Source organism: Mesoterricola sp. JemC181 (assembly GCF_055384585.1).
The window spans coordinates 2251558-2265000 of the sequence record NZ_AP045076.1 but is presented as its reverse complement, the minus strand read 5'-3'; the positions used below and the strand labels follow the sequence as shown (position 1 = coordinate 2265000).

General features: G+C 68.7%; 16 protein-coding genes. 2 read left to right on the top strand and 14 right to left on the bottom strand.

Features of this window, described 5'->3' with window-relative positions; genetic code table 11:
* The first annotated feature begins 177 nt into the window (after positions 1-177).
* Complete coding sequence (gene trmFO / locus ACZ5MC_RS09925) at positions 178-1521, top strand: methylenetetrahydrofolate--tRNA-(uracil(54)-C(5))-methyltransferase (FADH(2)-oxidizing) TrmFO (protein ID WP_464517649.1); 1344 nt, start codon at positions 178-180, stop codon at positions 1519-1521.
* A 29-nt stretch (positions 1522-1550) separates the two neighbouring features.
* Positions 1551-2744, top strand: a complete 1194-nt coding sequence (locus ACZ5MC_RS09920) for a hypothetical protein (RefSeq protein ID WP_464517648.1) — start codon at positions 1551-1553, stop codon at positions 2742-2744.
* A gap of 274 nt (positions 2745-3018) precedes the next feature.
* Here ACZ5MC_RS09920 and flgL read toward each other — a convergent pair whose 3' ends face one another.
* The 14 genes from flgL to hpt form a co-directional block, all read right to left on the bottom strand.
* Positions 3019-3954 carry a flagellar hook-associated protein FlgL gene (flgL, locus tag ACZ5MC_RS09915; RefSeq protein ID WP_306600179.1) on the bottom strand — a complete coding sequence of 312 codons (936 nt, stop codon included), beginning with the start codon at positions 3952-3954 and terminating at the stop codon, positions 3019-3021.
* Positions 3955-3968: 14 nt separating this feature from the next.
* Positions 3969-5492: a flagellar hook-associated protein FlgK gene (flgK, locus tag ACZ5MC_RS09910; RefSeq protein WP_306600178.1), complete on the bottom strand. Its 1524-nt coding sequence runs from the start codon at positions 5490-5492 to the stop codon at positions 3969-3971.
* Between the two features lie 9 nt (positions 5493-5501).
* Positions 5502-5798: a hypothetical protein gene (locus ACZ5MC_RS09905; protein ID WP_306600177.1), complete on the bottom strand. Its 297-nt coding sequence runs from the start codon at positions 5796-5798 to the stop codon at positions 5502-5504.
* A 45-nt stretch (positions 5799-5843) separates the two neighbouring features.
* A complete protein-coding gene (locus ACZ5MC_RS09900; protein WP_306600176.1) occupies positions 5844-6149 on the bottom strand; it encodes a hypothetical protein in 306 nt (101 codons plus the stop codon).
* A gap of 10 nt (positions 6150-6159) precedes the next feature.
* Positions 6160-6456 carry a flagellar biosynthesis anti-sigma factor FlgM gene (gene flgM, locus ACZ5MC_RS09895; RefSeq protein ID WP_306600175.1) on the bottom strand — a complete coding sequence of 99 codons (297 nt, stop codon included), beginning with the start codon at positions 6454-6456 and terminating at the stop codon, positions 6160-6162.
* Positions 6457-6513: 57 nt separating this feature from the next.
* Positions 6514-6822, bottom strand: a complete 309-nt coding sequence (locus ACZ5MC_RS09890) for a rod-binding protein (RefSeq protein ID WP_306600174.1) — start codon at positions 6820-6822, stop codon at positions 6514-6516.
* Positions 6819-7919, bottom strand: coding sequence for a flagellar basal body P-ring protein FlgI (locus tag ACZ5MC_RS09885; RefSeq protein WP_306600173.1), 1101 nt, complete (start codon positions 7917-7919; stop codon positions 6819-6821). Before ACZ5MC_RS09885 ends, ACZ5MC_RS09890 begins: the two co-directional genes overlap by 4 nt.
* Positions 7920-7928: 9 nt before the next feature.
* Positions 7929-8609 carry a flagellar basal body L-ring protein FlgH gene (locus ACZ5MC_RS09880; RefSeq protein ID WP_306600172.1) on the bottom strand — a complete coding sequence of 227 codons (681 nt, stop codon included), beginning with the start codon at positions 8607-8609 and terminating at the stop codon, positions 7929-7931.
* Positions 8610-8649: 40 nt separating this feature from the next.
* A complete protein-coding gene (gene prmC, locus ACZ5MC_RS09875; RefSeq protein WP_464517647.1) occupies positions 8650-9480 on the bottom strand; it encodes a peptide chain release factor N(5)-glutamine methyltransferase in 831 nt (276 codons plus the stop codon).
* 149 nt (positions 9481-9629) lie between these two features.
* Positions 9630-10214, bottom strand: coding sequence for a FumA C-terminus/TtdB family hydratase beta subunit (locus tag ACZ5MC_RS09870; protein WP_306600170.1), 585 nt, complete (start codon positions 10212-10214; stop codon positions 9630-9632).
* A gap of 9 nt (positions 10215-10223) precedes the next feature.
* On the bottom strand, positions 10224-11204 hold the full coding sequence (locus tag ACZ5MC_RS09865; RefSeq protein ID WP_306600169.1) for a fumarate hydratase: 981 nt from the start codon (positions 11202-11204) through the stop codon (positions 10224-10226).
* 64 nt (positions 11205-11268) lie between these two features.
* Positions 11269-12297, bottom strand: a complete 1029-nt coding sequence (gene holA / locus ACZ5MC_RS09860) for a DNA polymerase III subunit delta (RefSeq protein ID WP_306600168.1) — start codon at positions 12295-12297, stop codon at positions 11269-11271.
* Positions 12298-12846: an LPS assembly lipoprotein LptE gene (gene lptE, locus ACZ5MC_RS09855; protein WP_306600167.1), complete on the bottom strand. Its 549-nt coding sequence runs from the start codon at positions 12844-12846 to the stop codon at positions 12298-12300.
* A gap of 9 nt (positions 12847-12855) precedes the next feature.
* Positions 12856-13389 carry a hypoxanthine phosphoribosyltransferase gene (gene hpt / locus ACZ5MC_RS09850; RefSeq protein ID WP_306600166.1) on the bottom strand — a complete coding sequence of 178 codons (534 nt, stop codon included), beginning with the start codon at positions 13387-13389 and terminating at the stop codon, positions 12856-12858.
* Between the last annotated feature and the right edge of the window lie 54 nt (positions 13390-13443).

Here is a 13443-nt window from a genome sequence, read left to right as displayed (position 1 = left end):
CCGGCTTCAGCAGCCCGGCTCGCTTTCCTTCCGACCCTGCAACCTCGATCGCAGCGGACAATCAGATTACCACTGGGGTGCAGAATCGCAACACCTTTTTTTCCCGGGGAACGGATTTTTTTGTGAAAGCCTTTCCAGGACAGGCCCCTACCATGGTTTCCAGATGGGAGTGCCTGGATGGAATTCGATGTGATCGGGGCGGGGTTGGCGGGGGCGGAAGCCGCATGGCAGCTGGCCTGCCATGGACATGTAGTGAATCTAAAGGAGATGCGTCCTGAGGCGCAGACCCCTGCCCACCAAACGGACCAGGCGGCGGAGATGGTGTGCTCCAACTCCTTCAAGAGCGACGACCCCAACAGCGCCACCGGCATCCTCAAGGCCGAGCTGGAGCGCTTGGACTCCCTCATCCTGAGGTGCGCCAGGGAGACCCGGGTTCCCGCGGGGAATTCGCTCGCCGTGGACCGCCTGGCCTTCTCGACGGCCGTCACGTCCGCGCTGCGGACCCATCCGCTCATCCGGTGGACCACGGAGACGGTGGCCCGGCCCGATCCGGACCGCCCCACCCTGCTGGCCACCGGCCCCCTCACGGCCGATCCCCTCGCGGAGTGGCTGGCCACGGCGGTGGGCTCGGGACGCCTCTACTTCTACGACGCCATCGCACCCATCGTGGACCGGGACTCCATCGACCTGTCCGTGGTCTTCGCCGCCTCCCGCTACGGCAAGGGCGGCAGCGACTTCTACAACTGCCCCCTGGACCAGGAGGCCTACGAGCGCTTCCTGGACGCGCTGCTGGCGGCGCCCCGCGCTCCCCTCCACGACTTCGACACGCCCTACTTCGAGGCCTGCCTGCCCATCGAGGTGATGGCGGACCGCGGGCGCGAGACGCTCCGCCACGGGCCCATGAAGCCCGTGGGCCTGGACGACCCGCGCACGGGGCGCTACCCCTACGCCGTGGTGCAGCTCCGCCAGGACGACCTGGCCGGGGACCACTTCAATCTCGTGGGCTTCCAGACGCGGCTCACCTGGGGCGCGCAGCAGGAGGTGTTCCGGCTCATCCCGGGCCTCGAGGGCGCCGAGTTCGCGCGCCTGGGAAGCATCCACCGCAACACCTACGTCAACGCCCCGCGCGTGCTGGACGCGCAGCTGCGCGTGAAGGCCCTGCCAGGACTCTGGATCGCGGGGCAGGTCAGCGGGGTGGAGGGCTACCTGGAGTCGGCCGCGGGCGGACTCGCGGCGTCGATCTTCATGCGCCAGCACGCGCTGGGCGTCGAGCCCGCGCCCCTCCCGAGGGCGACGATGCTGGGGTCGCTGCTGCACTACCTGGCCCACGCCTCGCCCAAGGACTTCTGCCCCACCAACGCCATGATCGGGCTGCTCCCCGAGATCCCCGACGGGATCCTGGACCACAGGATGCTGAAAAGGGCCGGCGGACTTCGCGGCCTCAAGCAGGCCAAGGGGGCTTATCATCGTGAGCGGGCCCTGGCGGCGCTGGAGGCCCATATCGCGGAGGCGAAGCTGTGAGACCGATCCTTCCCGTAGGGCTGGGAGTCATGCTGCTGCTGGCCGCAGGCGTCTACCTCGGCACCCGCCACCAGCCGTCGGGCTCGCTCCTTGACGAACCGGCCAACCCCTTCGGCGTCGAGGCCGCCCAGCCCGGGTGGCGCGTCAAGTTCGTGGACTCCCAGATCCCGCTGCGGGCCCTGAAATGGCTCGCTCCCCGGCAGCCCGGGATCCTGGTGGCGCAGGTGCAGACCCAGAGCGATCGGCAGCTGGTGGCCGTCTTCCGCGACGGGTCGGCGGCGGCCTCCCTCCAGGTGGCCCGGCCCCAGGGCGTCAGCGAGGGATTCTGGCGCTTCGCGCAGCTCCTGGACGCGTGGGTCGCTCCGGACGGCACGGTGGTGCTCCTCTACCGCGGGGAGGCCTCCAGCACGGAGCCCGCCCTGGCCATGGCCCTGGAGCCCGGCGCGCCCGAGCCGCGCTGGGTCCACCGCGGCTTCTACGACCGCATGGCGGTGGGCGGCGGCACGGAGTCCGCGGTGTTCCTCTTCGGGGCCAAGGGCCCCGTCCAGCGGCTGCCGCTGGCCGGGGACGTCCGGCGCCCCATCGCCAAGGACATCGAGCTGCCGCCGGAAGTGCCCGAGCTCGAGGACCTGCTGCCCACCGGGGCCTGGACCTTCCTGGCCTCCACGCGCAACGGGCTGTCGGCCTTCCTTGGAACCAGGGGCTGGAGCCACGTCCCGGCCCCCGAGGACAAGGGCGTGCCCTGTGCGGGCTGGCGCTCCTCGCTGGCCCAGGCCGGCAGGCGATTCTGGTGGCAGCCCGCGCCGGGCAAGGTCGTGCAGGTGGCCCAGGACGGCTCGGTAGTGGCGGACCGCGAGGTGACGGGCTTCGCGCCGGAGGATGTCCTCGCCCGCGATGCCAAGCTGCTCCGGCTGCTCGGGGCGGACGCCTCGGGGCGGCTCTGGTTCGGCCTCGCCATGCCCGTCGCCCAGCCGGCCGCTATGGAGGACTGGGCGGCCTACGCGGCCCTGGGCCTCGGCCGGGTCTATCGCTGGAACCCCGACAAGGAGGGCCTGGAGCGCCTGCTCTGGAGCCAGGCCTGGGCCTCGCTGAACCCGCCGCCCGAGGTGGCCCTGGGCGCGCCGGTGCTGCATCCCGCGGCCGGCACCATGCTGCTGGAAGGAAGCCGGGCCGGGTGGTGGCTGCCGTTGGGGTCCCTGCCCTTCAAGAATTGTGCGAGCTAGCTGTAGAAGCCTGTCTACGTAATAGGAGGCCCCGCGATGATGGCACCGGGGCTAGCAAATCAAGGAAGGCGAGGAAAGCCGCAGCGGGACTGCGGTTGACGAGCCTGACGCAGAGTTGCTGGCCCCGCTGCCATCACCCGAAGGGCGGCGCCCAGAAGCGCGCTTATCGTGTGCAAGTCCCTTGAAGGATCGACCTAATCCTCCTGCGTGCCTTGCGCTCGATAATCACGCTTCTGGGCGCCGTCGCGGGGCCTCCTATTACGTAGACAGGCTCCTAGGCCAGGTAGTCGAACAGGCTCTTGCTGCCGATTTTCGCCATGACGCTCAGGGTCGCGGACTGCGCGGTGCTCTCCCTCGTGAACCCGGTGATGGCGCTGGGGTAGTCCACGCCCTCCACCGTGTCCTGCACGGCCTTCAGGTTCGTGTTGATGTCGGCGAGGCTCGTCTTGATGTTGTCGATGCCGTTCTGGAGCCCGCCCAGCTGGGTGATGGAGTCGTTGAGGTGGGCGCTGATGGCCTGGAGGTTGGTGTAGGCGGTCTGGATGGCGGCGGTGTTGCCGGCGGTGAGGGCCTGGCTCAGCGACTTGGTGGCGTTGAACAGGTCCAGGTTGCCGCCGTAGGCGGCGGGCGCGGCGCCGCCCAGGAAGAGGGTGTCGCCGGCGATGTTGGTGGCGGAGGTGGCGCTGGCCCCGACGGTGAAGTTGATGGTCGCGTTGTTGCCGTTGTAGGTGATGGAATTGGGGGAGCCCGCAGGGGCCGTGGCGGAATCGAAGGGGACGGTGGTCGTGTTGGTGCCGGCGAAGATGTACTTGCCCTGCACCTTGGTGTTGGCGAGGTTCACCAGGCTGGTGAAGATGCCGTCCACCTCGGAGGCGATGGCGCCGCGGCTGGTTGCGCTCTGGGTCCCGTTCATGCCGCTCTGGGCCAGCTCCATGAGGCGGGTGACCTGGGTCTGCACGGAGGTGGCGACGGTCTCCGAGTTCTGGAGGAACCCGGTGGCGGCGTCGATCTGGCTCATGAACTGGCTGTTCTGGTCGATGGAGGCCTGGAAGTTCAGGATGGCGGCGGAGCCCGCCGGGTCGTCCCCGACGTTCACGATGGCCTTGCCCGTGGTGAGCTGCGTGGCGTAGTTGGAGTAGCGCTCCTTGGAGCGCTGCAGGTCCAGAAGCATCTGGGAGGAGTTGATGGGGTTGGGGGTGCGGATGGTCATGGTTCCTCTCCCGCCTAGACGCCGAGGTTGTTGATGAGCTGGTCGGTGAGCTGGCTGATTACGGACACGAACCGGGCCGAGGCCTGGTAGCCCCGCTGGTAGGTGATGAGATTCGCGGCCTCGGTGTCGAGGTCCACGGCGGAGACGCTGTCGCGCTGGGTCGTGAGGGCCGTGGTGATGTTCTCCACGTTGGTGGAGGTGATCTTCCACTGGGAGGCGTCGGTGCCCACCTTGGTGACCAGGCCCGTGATGAAGGTGCTGAAAGGGCCGGTGACGGCGCCCGCGGGACCCACGCCGGTGCTGTCCACCGTGGAGGCCGAGGTCTGCAGGGCCACCATGGCCTGGACGTTCCGGTTGTCGCCCACGGCGCCGGTGGAGCTGGCGGCGAAGAGGGAGGGGTTGGCCACGATGGCCGCGTTCACCGAGAGGGCCAGGACCATCCCCTTGTAGTCGTTGGCGGGCACCTGCGCGCCCGCGTCCGGGGGGACCTGGATGGCCGACGGCAGGTGGTTGGTGTTGCCCCCCGCGTTCTGGAAGAAGTCCAGGTTGTGCTGGACGCCGTCCAGGGAGTAGCCGCCGCTCTGCAGGACGTTCATGTTGTAGGCGACGCCCGCGGCCAGCTCATCCATCTGCTTCTCGTAGCCGGCGATGAGGTTGTCCCTCAGGTCCAGCTGGGCGCCCATTTCGCCGTTTGTGATGGAGGCGGTGACGTCGGTGAAGGGGGCCGTGCCGCCGAGGCTCACCTCCACGGCGTTGTAGAAGGGCGCGGTGGCGGGGGGCGTGTTGTTCTGGATCGAGGTCATGGTGTAGGCCGTGCCCCCGATCACCAGGGGCGCCACGCCTCCGTCCAGGTTGATGTTCATCTGGCCCTTGCCGTCGATGTAGGTCTGGATCCCCACGATCTTGGCCAGCTGGTTGGCGAGGTCCTGCCGCTGGTCGATGGAGGTGTTGTCCTGGGAGGGGTTCACTTCGCCGGCCAGCTTCTTGTTGAGGGCGGCGATCTGGGCGGTGAGGGTGTTGACGGTGGGGACCAGGGTCGCCACCTGCTGGTCCGCGCTGGTCTGGGCGTCCCGCAGCGACTGGTACTTGGTCTGGAGGGTGCTGATCAGGTTCTGGGCCGAGCCCACCAGGTTGGTGCGCAGGGAGGCGTCCTCGGGCTGCGCGGAGACCTTCTGGAGGCTCGTGAAGAAGGCGTTGAGCTGGGAGCTGATGCCCGAGGTGCCGTCGTCGGTGAAGATGCTCGAGATGGTCTGGAGTCCCTGGTACCGGGCCTGGGCCCCGCTCTGCTGGGCGGTGCTCACGGTGATCTGGAGGTTCAGGAGCTGGTCGCGGATGCCCTGGATGGCCTGGAGGTTGACGCCGGTGCCGTAGACCAGGCCGCCGAAGCTGGAGGAGCCGGCGGTGGCCAGCTGCGCGATCTGCCGGCTGTAGCCGGGAGTGTTGACGTTGGCGATGTTGTGGCCGATGACGTCCAGGGAGTTCTGGGCCGCCGTGAGGCCCGAGAGGCCGATGTTCAGTCCTGCGGTCAAGCCCGGCATGGGGATCTCCTAGGCGTTCTGGTGGAGGCGGATGGAGACGGTGGGCGGGAGCGGCACGCCGCCCCGGGCGGCGTACGTGGCGCCGTCGCTCAGTTTCGAGAGGGTGGCCCGAAGCGGCGCCTCCAGGGTGTTGATGAGGAGCCTCAGGTTCCGGAGCCGGGTCTGCAGGCGCAGGGCCTCGTCCCGGTCCCTGGGCCACCCGATGACCTCCTGCCACCGGACGGTGGCCAGAAGGGGGATGGGATCCTCGCCCGCGATGAGCCTGGCCTCAAGGTCGTTGAGCAGGGCGGGCAGCGAGTGCAGCATGAAGAGCCTCCAGGCCCTCCCTGCGCAAAGGCTGTGCCGGAGCCGTCAGGCCAGCAAATCCAGGTGTCCTTCGGCAGGAATTGCCTGCTCCAGGTCCTCGGCGTCCGGTTCCTCGTCCTCGCGCTCGCTCTTTCCCTGGCCCGGTTGCTGCTGCCTGCCCTTGCGTTCCTCGGTGCGGAGCGCGTCGGCCTTGGGAATTAATGGAACATTGTTCTGCTCCAGCGCCGTTTGCTCGCCCACGTCCCGCCTGCGCGCGGCGTCCCTGGCCTGCAGCTCATGGACCCCCTGGGCTTCCCGGAGGGCTTCCAGATTGGCGTTCTGAAACGACTGGCGCAGGGTGAGTGGGTTCATCTGCGGCCCGTCAGGGCTCCTGCCGGGCCGGGGTGTGCTCCCGCACCAGGCCGTCGGCCACAGCCTCCCCGTCGGGGTTGTAGGCATCGGCGTCGATCCTCGCGCGGATGGCCTCGACCTTCTCCTGGCGCACATCGGGGATGGCGTCCAGGCGGGCCCGGGCGACGGCGATGAAATGGGCCCCGTTGGAGACGCTGAACGCATCCGCCGGAACGGTGGCCCCCACAGGGCCCGCCGAGGTCGGCTGGGGTCCGCCCCCCACCTTCTGGGATGCCGCTGGCGCCCCGGTCTTGATTGAAACCCTCATCACTCACCTCAACTCGATTCTAGTATCGGCAGAGACGGGGTTCCAATTAAGTCCTGTTCATCTATTTTGCTTGGCAGACTTTAAGGAGGACTCCAGGCGTTCACTCAGGCCCCACGTTTTCCCACTTTCCATGGCGTGGTTGACAACGGCCTGGTCAAGCAAATATTCATATGTGCCCCGGGCGGAGTCGCTGGTGCCGAACAGCCCGGAGGGGTGGACGGTCTTGCGCATTTCCTTGAAAAGATTGGCCATCAGCAGGCCCTCGAACTGCCTTGCCGCCTCCTTCGCGTCCTTCCCGCCCGGGATGGCCGGGGCCACCAGATCCTGGGCCGGGGCGGACGTGGAACTGAGGATGGGGGAGCTCACAGGACCCTCAGCTCGGCATTGAGGGCGCCGGCGTCCTTCATGGCCTGGAGGATGGCCACCAGGTCCCGGGGGGTGACCCCCACATTGTTGAGCATCTCGGCGAGCCGGCCCACGGTGGTGCCGGGTTCGAGGGTGAGGGACTTGACCTTCTCGTCCTCGGCCTTCACCTCGCCGGTGGTGGTGGTGGCGGTCTTGCCCTTGCTGAGCGGCCTGGGCTGGCTCACCTGGCTCGCGCTCGTGACGGAGATGGAGAGGCCGGCCTGGACGATGCTCACGGCGCCGATGCGCACGTCCGAGCCCATGATCACGGTGCCGGTCTTCTCGTTGACCACCACCCGGGCATGGGACTGAAGCTCGATCTGCAGGTTCTCGAGCCGGGCCACCAGTTCGACGATCCGCCCCTGGAACTCGGAAGGCACGGGCACCTCGATGGTGCGCGCGTCCAGGGCCCGGGCCGAGGCCGAGGGCAGCTCCTGGTTGATGGCCTTGACCACGCGCACGGCGGTGGTGAAGTCCTCCATCAGCAGGCTGTACCGGAGCACCTTGCGGTCGTTGAAGTTGCCGCCCACCTCGCGCTCCACCAGGCCCCCTTCCGGGATGCGCCCGGCGGTGGGGTGGTTCTTGGTGTTGGAGGCCCCGGCGGTGGCCACGGAGAAGCCGCCCACCAGGAGGGAGCCCTGGGCCACCACATAGACCTGGCCGTCGGGGCCCTGGAGGGGGGTCATGAGGAGGGTGCCCCCGGCCAGGGACGAGGAGTCCCCGTTGGAACTGACCGTGACGTCCACCCGCTGGCCGGGCCTCCCGAAGGCGGGCAGTTCGGCGGTGACGATCACCGAGGCGACGTTCTTCACGTTCACGCCCGTGGTGGGGATGCTGATGCCCTGGCGGGCCATGAGGTTGGCCAGGCTCTGGATCGTGAACTTGGACTGGATGGTGTCGCCGGTGCCCTTGAGGCCCACCACGAGGCCGTAGCCCATGAGCATGTTGCCGCGAACGCCCTGGAGGGAGGCGACTTCCCGCAGGGGGAGGCCGATCCCCTTGTCGGGGATGGCCGCCGTCAGGAGGAGGGGGGCGAGGAGAAGGAGGAGTCTGCGCATGTGCCTGCCTCAGAACGGCCAGATGAAGGACAGGAGACGGCTTATGTAGCCCGGTTTCAGGGTTTCGTCCACCACGCCCTGGCCGCCGTAGCCCACGCGCAACTCGGCCACTTGTGCCGAGCCGATGGTGTTGGCGGTGTCCAGGCGCGCGGGGTCGAGCATCCCGGCCACGTACAGGCGCTGCTTCTCGTTGTTGAGCTGGATGTCCCGGTAGCCTTCGAAGATCAGGTTGCCGTTGCCCAGGACCTTCACCACCCGGGCGGTGATGGTGGTGGTGAAGAGGGCGCTGCGGTCGGTGACGCCGTTTCCGGCGTACTTGTTCGTGGTGGCGGTCTTGAACCCTCCGGTGGCCGCGGCGCCGCTGCCGACGCCCACGCTGGCCAGGCGGCTGAAGAGGGACGGGGCGGTGAGGGTGTTGGAACCGGACCGGGAGGTCGTGACGTCGGCCTTGGACGTGGCGGTGGTGGACTCGGTGATCTTGATGGTCACCAGGTCGTTGAGGCGGTGGGCGCGCAGATCGGCCACCGTCTGCCGGTCCTGCCAGAGGGAGCCGTCCGACAGCGGCGCGGCGGCCGGCCCCTCCTCGGCGTAGGGGATCCGGGGCTGCTTGGTCAGACTGGGATCATGGGCCTTGGGAATGGAGCACCCCAGGACCAGAACTCCGATCGCGATGGGCAAAAGATACCGCATGACCTGCCTCCACTCCCAGTCATGGCAGAGGTCGTGCCAGTTAAAGAAGCGCCATGAGGCACCGGTCGTGGCCTGCCAGATCCTGGTGCACCACGGCGCGCTTCCAGCCCGAGGCCAGGGCCCGGGCCGTGAGTTCCTCCCCCTGCCCCGCGCCGATCTCCAGGACGCAGCCGGGGGCGGCCCGCCGCCGGGCCTCGCGCAGGATCTCCGCCGACAGGGCCAGGCCCCGGTCGGGGGCGAACAGGGCCGTGGCGGGCTCGAAGGCCAGCTCCCGCTGGAGCCCGGGGGCGTCGGCGGGGTCCACGTAGGGGGGGTTGGACACCACGAGGCCCAGGGGGTCCTTGAGAGGGGCCAGGAGGTGCCCCCGCTGGAAGGCCACCTTGGCCCCCTGGGCCGCGGCGTTGGCCCGGGCGGCCTTCAGGGCCCCCAGGCTGATGTCGGAGGCCTGGACCTCCCAGTCGGTCTCCAGGGCCATGCACACCGCGAGGATGCCCGTGCCGGTGCCCACGTCGCACGCGTGGAGCACGCCCAGCCGCCGCCCCACCTCCAGGGCCGCCTCCAGCACCAGCTCCGTTTCGGGCCTGGGGATCAGGGTGTCCCGGGTCACCTGGAACCGGCGCCCCCGGAACTCGCACCAGCCGAGGATGTAGGACCAGGGCTCGCCCTGCCTGCGACGTTCCAGCCAAAGCCCCACCTTGGCCGCGTCCTCCTCGGGCACGGGGTCGTCGCCGTGGACCAGGAGCCAGGACGCGGGCAGCCCCAGCCCCTCCTGGAACCACCGCCGGCTCTCGGCGCGGGCCTCGGCCAGGTCGAGGAACCCGGCCAGGGCCGAGGCAAGGTCGCTGGCAAGCTGGGAGTAGGAAATGTGCATAGGCAGTCCGGGCCTTCCGGGGAGGGACAGAATTTTTTTATCCTTTTCATCCCCGTCCATCCCCGTTCATCCCCGGCAAATCAAGCGCTTGATTTGCCGGGGATGTACGGGGATGGACGGGGATGCAGAGGATGATAAAAGATCTCCGTTTACTTTGCCGCCATCAATTCCTTGGCGCGCTCCTGGCTCGTGCGGGCCACTTCCTCGTGGAGGCTGCCGCCGTGGCTGTCCATGGTGACGACCAGGGGGAAGTCCTCCACTTCGATGATCCAGAAGGCCTCGGGGCTGCCGAACTCCTCGAGCATCTTCACGTCCACCACCCGCTTGACCCGCTCGGCCAGGAGGGCCCCGGCGCCGCCGGTGGCGTGGAGGTAGCAGGCGCCCACCTTGCCCAGGGCGTCCGAGGTCTTCTTGCCCATGCCGCCCTTGCCGATGACGCCGCGGACGGTGTAGGTCTCGAGGACATCCGCCTGGTAGGGCTCTTCGCGGATGCTGGTGGTGGGGCCGGCGGAGACGAAGGACCAGTGCCCGTCCTCGTGGTGGGCCACGACGGGCCCGCAGTGGTAGATGACGGCCTCGTGCAGCAGGGGCTTGAGCCAGTCGGGCTTCTTCTCGACCATGAACTTGTGGCCGATGTCCCGGGAGAGGACCACGCGGCCGCTGAGGAGGATCTCGTCGCCGACCTTGAGGTCGCGGACGACGGCTTCGGAAATGGGGGTCGTGATGCGCTTCACGGGAGTCTCCTAGCGGTACAGGGCTGAGCCGGTTTCATCGACGACCAGGTCCATGCGCCGGCTCGACCAGCACATGTAGCTGATGCTCACGAAGAAGCTGGCGGGATGGCGGAACATCTCGGACACGAGCACGCCCAGGACCGTGGTGCGTCCGCCGTAGCCCATGGGCCCGATGCCCAGGGTGTTGATCTCCTCGGTGAGCTTGCGCTCGAAGGCGTCCAGCCTGGGATCGGGGTTCGGGGTGCCCAGCTTGCGGAGGATGACCTCCTTGCTGCGCTCGTAGCCGGTGACCCGGTCACCGCCGATGGCCACGCCGAGGATGCCCGGGGAGCAGCCCTGGCCCTGCGCCTTGGTGACGGCGTCGATGACGCACTTTCGCACCCCGCCCAGGTCGCGGCCCGCGCCCAGGGAGGCCTCGGGGAGGCGGTACTGGGCGCCCACGTTCTCGCAGCCGCCGCCCTTGAGCATGATGGAGACCTCGACGCCGGGCTCCTCGCGCTCCTCGAAGTGGATGACGGGGTGGCCTTCGAGGAAGGGGTCCATGTTGTTGCCCGGGTTCCTCCCGGACAGGCTCTCCACGCAGTTGGGGCGAAGCCAGGACTGGGCGGTGGCGTCGGCCACGGCCCTGCGGATCTGCTCCTTCACCTTGCGCTGGGAGAGGCCGAAGGGATGGCGCACCCAGAAGATGATGGTGCCGGTGTCCTGGCAGAGCGGCGACACGTGGTCGTCGGCCAGGGTGATGTTCTCGATCATCGTGTCCAGGGTGTTGGCGGCCCGGGAGCCCTCGGCCTCCAGGTTCCGGTTGGCCACCACGGCTTCGATGATGTCCTGGGGCAGCCTGCTGGTCGTCCGGCGGATGAGCTCCATCACGGGGAGGGTCAGGTCCAGGCTGGCGAGGTCGGTCAGGTCGGCTTTCCAGCCTTTCGGCAGCACCGACTTGGATTCGACCGTCCCCAGGGACGTGAGGTTGGGCATGGAACAGGCGGTCATGGGTCCCCCTTGGCGTGCTCTAGGTGTAGGTCCGATTCAAAAGATTAACAACTCTTTTTTCGTTTCAGGAGGACCAGGCCCGGCACAGGGCGGTGGTGAGGTTCAGAAGGGGGCTGGGACTGCGGCTGATGGCCATTCCCTTCAGGTCCATGTCCGTCTGGTTCACCAGGTGCAGCAGGCGGGCCGCCCCCTCGGGGCCGATGCGGTTCAGGACCCGGTCATAGCCGTCGAACAGGAATGCCTGATTGGGCCCCAGGCCCAGGGCGGCCACCTGCCCGTCGCGGCTCTTGACGCCGTTGCGCCGGGCGTCGGTGAGCCGGCAGAGGCGCTCCACTTCGCGCCGGGCCTGGCCCAGGAGCATCAGGGGGGCGCCGCTCGGGTCGTCCTCCACGGCCTGCCGCAGGGCGGCGAAGGCCGTGGGGGCGGAACCGCCCTGCCAGGCCTTGGACCAGGCGAAGGCGGTCTGCTCGCCCAGTCGGAAGGTCGCCTTGTCCACCAGATCGGCCTCCACCCGGCGGTCGTCGGCAAGCAGGTCCAGGACCTCCAGGCAGCGGCGCAGGATGCCGGGGTTGCCGCCCATGCGGGCGGCGATGCGCTTGGCCACGCCCGAACCGAGGCGCAGGCCCATGCGGGCGGCCTCGGCCTCCACCCAGGCGGGGGCCTCCTTGTCGTCCATGGCGCCCAGCTTCAGGACCCTGCCCTGCTTGGCCCAGTCGCTGAAGGGCTTGGCCCCGAGGATCTTGCCGGGGCCCGCGGAGAGGGTGCCCCGGGCCACCAGAAGCAGGCGGGTCGCCGGCAGGGGCTCGAGGATGAGGCGCTTCACGGAAGGGGGCAGCTCCTTGGCCTTTTCCAGGAGGTTGTCCGCCTGGGGCACCAGGACCACGCGGTCGGCGCCCAGGGGGGCGGATTCGGTGAGGGCGTTGACCACCTCGGCCCAGGGGCAGCCCTCGGCGCAGACCGTGAAGGAGAACACCTCCCACTCCGGGTCCACGTGCACGGCCTTCCAGGCCTCCACCGCCGCCCTGCGGCCGTCGCTGTCCTCCCCGTGGAGGAGGGCGAAGGGCGAGTCCAGCCAGGTCTTGGGAATGGCCATTCAGTCGCTCCCTTCCAGCAGCTGGGTCAGGAAGCTCTCGGCGAAGTCGTCGGACAGGGTGCCCAGCACCCGCAGCTCCTGGTTGTTGAAGCTGGCGAAGTTCTGGTCGACCCGGTACTGGTTCGAGAAGGTCAGCCGGGGCCGCTGGATGACCACGTCGCCGGTGACGCCGTCCAGCAGCTGCACGGAGGCCACCACCACCACCTCCACCCGGGTGGCGCTGCCGGCGGAGCCCTTCACGGAGTCGCTGCCCAGGGAGAGGCCCAGGGCGCGCACCTCGTACCGCTCGATGGCGCCCTGCAGCACCCAGCGGCTGGCGGCGCTCTGGGGCACCAGGCGCCACGGGGACGCGGCCACGATGCGGTTCTCCAGGGCCTTGCGGAAGGTCTCCTCGGCCCCCAGCTTGGGGGTGTTGTTGCGGAAGGCGGCGATGCGGACGGTCTGCCCCTTCACCATCCAGGCCGCGGCCCGGGGGCGGTTGTCCAGCCGGTGGTAGCCGCAGCCCAGCAGGAGGAATCCGGCCAGCGCCGGCGCGAAATGACGGGCCATGGCTCCCTTTCAGGCGGGATTGTAGATGCCCACGTAGGGGAGGTTGCGCAGCTTGCCCTCCAGGTCCAGGCCGTAGCCCACCACGAAGTGGTCCTCGATGGAAAAGCCCGTGTAGTCCACGGGGACCTCCACCCGGCGCCGGCTGGGCTTGCTGAGGAGGGTGCAGATCTTCAGGCTGGCGGGCTCGCGGTCCAGCAGCAGGTTGCGCACCTTGTGGAGGGTCAGGCCCGTGTCGACGATGTCCTCCACCACCAGGGCGTGGCGGCCCCGGATGGACTTGTCGATGTCGGTGAGGATCTTCACCTCGCCGGTGGACTCCAGGCCGTGGCCGTAGCTGGCCACCCGCATGAAGTTCACGTCCATGTCGAGCTTGATCGCCCGGGTCAGGTCGGCGAAGAAGGGGTAGACGCCGTTCAGGAGGCCGATGACGACCAGGTCCTTGCCCGCGTAGTCGCGGGAGATCTCCTCACCCAGCTCCTGGACGCGGGCGGCGATCTGGGCTTCGGTGAGCAGGGGGTAGATGCGGCTGAGGGAAGCGGACATGGGTTTCTCCAGATTCTTTATACCATTCAACCCGGGCCCGGCCCCCGGGGTCTA

What these genes read in the sequence shown, in the direction of transcription:
- trmFO (WP_464517649.1), top strand. Translation starts at nt 178, where the DNA reads ATGGAATTCGATGTGATCGGGGCGGGGTTGGCGGGGGCGGAAGCCGCA.
- ACZ5MC_RS09920 (WP_464517648.1), top strand. Translation starts at nt 1,551, where the DNA reads ATGCTGCTGCTGGCCGCAGGCGTCTACCTCGGCACCCGCCACCAGCCG.
- flgL (WP_306600179.1), bottom strand. Translation starts at nt 3,954, where the DNA reads ATGACCATCCGCACCCCCAACCCCATCAACTCCTCCCAGATGCTTCTG.
- flgK (WP_306600178.1), bottom strand. Translation starts at nt 5,492, where the DNA reads ATGCCGGGCTTGACCGCAGGACTGAACATCGGCCTCTCGGGCCTCACG.
- ACZ5MC_RS09905 (WP_306600177.1), bottom strand. Translation starts at nt 5,798, where the DNA reads ATGCTGCACTCGCTGCCCGCCCTGCTCAACGACCTTGAGGCCAGGCTC.
- ACZ5MC_RS09900 (WP_306600176.1), bottom strand. Translation starts at nt 6,149, where the DNA reads ATGAACCCACTCACCCTGCGCCAGTCGTTTCAGAACGCCAATCTGGAA.
- flgM (WP_306600175.1), bottom strand. Translation starts at nt 6,456, where the DNA reads ATGAGGGTTTCAATCAAGACCGGGGCGCCAGCGGCATCCCAGAAGGTG.
- ACZ5MC_RS09885 (WP_306600173.1), bottom strand. Translation starts at nt 7,919, where the DNA reads ATGCGCAGACTCCTCCTTCTCCTCGCCCCCCTCCTCCTGACGGCGGCC.
- ACZ5MC_RS09880 (WP_306600172.1), bottom strand. Translation starts at nt 8,609, where the DNA reads ATGCGGTATCTTTTGCCCATCGCGATCGGAGTTCTGGTCCTGGGGTGC.
- prmC (WP_464517647.1), bottom strand. Translation starts at nt 9,480, where the DNA reads ATGCACATTTCCTACTCCCAGCTTGCCAGCGACCTTGCCTCGGCCCTG.
- ACZ5MC_RS09865 (WP_306600169.1), bottom strand. Translation starts at nt 11,204, where the DNA reads ATGACCGCCTGTTCCATGCCCAACCTCACGTCCCTGGGGACGGTCGAA.
- holA (WP_306600168.1), bottom strand. Translation starts at nt 12,297, where the DNA reads ATGGCCATTCCCAAGACCTGGCTGGACTCGCCCTTCGCCCTCCTCCAC.
- lptE (WP_306600167.1), bottom strand. Translation starts at nt 12,846, where the DNA reads ATGGCCCGTCATTTCGCGCCGGCGCTGGCCGGATTCCTCCTGCTGGGC.
- hpt (WP_306600166.1), bottom strand. Translation starts at nt 13,389, where the DNA reads ATGTCCGCTTCCCTCAGCCGCATCTACCCCCTGCTCACCGAAGCCCAG.